The 1842-nt window shown below is 66.1% G+C and carries 2 protein-coding genes; both read left to right on the top strand.

What is annotated here, in order from left to right; all coding sequences use genetic code 11:
- Positions 1 to 815: sugar ABC transporter permease (locus AB0N07_RS50575; protein ID WP_365847699.1), on the top strand; the 815-nt coding region annotated here is incomplete at its 5' end.
- Between the two features lie 71 nt (positions 816 to 886).
- The gene (locus AB0N07_RS50570; RefSeq protein ID WP_179205963.1) at positions 887 to 1699 is read left to right on the top strand and encodes a carbohydrate ABC transporter permease; all 813 of its coding nucleotides are present in this window, start codon (positions 887 to 889) and stop codon (positions 1697 to 1699) included.
- Positions 1700 to 1842 lie beyond the last annotated feature (143 nt).

Genomic DNA, 1842 nt, shown 5'->3' with positions numbered 1-1842 from the left:
ACCCGATCCTGCAGGCCCTCTACGACTCGCTGTTCAAGTACCGGCTCACCGCGCCGGACGACCGCGAGTTCGTGGCCCTGGGCAACTACGGCGTGATCCTCACGGACCCCGTGTTCTGGAAGGACCTCGGGGTGACCCTGCTGATCACCGTGGTGACCGTGGTGGTCGAGCTCATCCTCGGCTTCCTGCTGGCCCTGGCCATGCACCACGCCATCAAGCAGACCCGCGGCCTGATCCGCACGATCATCCTGGTGCCGTACGGCATCATCACCGTGGTCTCCGCGTTCGCGTGGTTCTACATGTTCTCGATCGACTCGGGCTACATCAACGCCTGGTTCGAGTGGCTGCCGGGCGTCGACGCGGACCTGAACTGGTTCGCGCAGGGCAGCACCGCGCTGTTCGTGATCATGCTCTCCGAGATCTGGAAGACCACCCCGTTCATCTCCCTGCTCCTGCTGGCCGGCCTGGCCCAGGTGCCGGGCGACCTCACCGAGGCCGCCTCCGTCGACGGCGCCTCCTGGTGGCAGCGGATGAAGCTGGTCATCCTGCCGAACATGAAGGCCTCGATCATGGTGGCCGTCCTGTTCCGCGCGATGGACGCGTTCCGCATCTTCGACTCCATCTACATCATGACCAACGGCTCCTACGGCACCGAGGTCCTCTCGCTGCTGGCCTACCGCACGTCCATCGGCCGGCTCGAGATCGGCATGGGTTCGGCGGTCTCCGTGATCCTGTTCCTGTGCGTGGCCCTCATGGCGGTCATCGCCGTCAAGGGCTTCAAGGTGGACCTGGCCGACCGAGGAGGTTCCAAGTGAGCACCGCCGCATCCGCTCCCGCCCCCGAGGGCCGCGCGCCCCACCGTCGCGGTACCGGGAAGGCCACCGCACTGTGGTGGATCCTCACCGTCGTGATCGGCGTGTGGTGCCTCTTCCCGCTGTTCTCGATCTTCGCGACCAGCTTCAAGACGCCCGCCGACCTCTCCAACGGCAAGCTGCTGCCCACCCAGTGGTCCACCGTGAACTACGAGGAGATCTTCGTGGGCGGCTCGCGCGAGCTGTTCCTCACGGCGCTGCGCAATTCGATCGGCATCACCGTGATCGCCACGATCATCGCCGTCATCCTGGCCACGCTGTGCGCCTACGCGATCGCCCGCCTGGACTTCCCGGGCAAGCGGATCGTGCTCACGGTGTCCCTGATGGTCTCGATGTTCCCCGTCATCTCCCTGGTGACGCCGCTGTTCAACATGTGGCGCACCCTCGGGCTGTACGACACGTGGCTCGGCCTGATCATCCCCTACCTGTCCCTGACCCTGCCGATCTCCATCTGGACCCTGGCCGCGTTCTTCCGCCAGATCCCGTGGGAGCTCGACCAGGCCGCGCAGGTGGACGGCGCGACCCCGCTCGAGGCGTTCCGCAAGGTGATCGTCCCGCTGGCTGCCCCCGGCGTCTTCACGACGGCGATCATCGCCTTCTTCATCGCCTGGAACGACTTCGTGTTCGGCATCTCCCTGACCTCCACCGAGACCGCGCGCACCGTGCCCGCCGCCCTGGCCTTCTTCACCGGCGCCTCGCAGTTCGAGTCGCCGACCGGGGCCATCTCGGCGGCCGCGATCATCGTGACCATCCCGATCGTGATCCTGGTGCTGGCGTTCCAGCGTCAGATCGTGGCCGGCCTGACCAACGGCGCGGTGAAGGGCTGAGGCCCGCGCACGAGACCTCTCGAAAGGACCCCCCGATGGCCTCCATCACCCTGAACCACATCGACAAGACCTACGACGACGGCTTCCACGCCATCAAGGACGTGAACCTGGAGATCGAGGACGGCGAGTTCGACATCCTCGTG

The sequence above is a fragment of the Streptomyces sp. NPDC051172 genome, assembly GCF_040682555.1.
In the GTDB taxonomy this organism is placed as follows: Bacteria; Actinomycetota; Actinomycetes; order Streptomycetales; family Streptomycetaceae; genus Streptomyces.
The sequence above is the reverse complement of the archived record's forward strand: the minus strand, read 5'-3'. Positions and strand labels throughout refer to the sequence as shown.